This is a genomic window from Profundicola chukchiensis (assembly GCF_029664245.1).
In the GTDB taxonomy this organism is placed as follows: Bacteria; Bacteroidota; Bacteroidia; order Flavobacteriales; family Weeksellaceae; genus Profundicola; species Profundicola chukchiensis.
On the sequence record NZ_JANAIE010000099.1, the window covers coordinates 1 to 210 of the forward strand.

The window sequence follows — 210 nt, forward strand, 5'->3', positions numbered from 1 at the left end:
GCATTTTGAACTATTCGATCAAGGCGTATTACGCGTCGCTGGAGGAAGGCGAGCCCGACTATGCGAGTCTGCTCGCTGCACTTGAGGCTGCATTACATGGCGCTCTTGGAGAAAGTCGAAGAGCCGACGTAAGGGCGGCGACCATCACTGCCATGCGCCATTGCGTTCTGGAAACCCCATTATCACAAAAGGTGTCGGCGGAAACCGTGG

The 210-nt window shown here is 55.7% G+C and carries 1 protein-coding gene; it reads left to right on the plus strand.

Annotation, left to right across the window (positions count from 1 at the left end):
• Nucleotides 1–210: hypothetical protein (locus NLM59_RS11810; protein WP_304417978.1), on the plus strand; the 210-nt coding region annotated here is incomplete at both ends.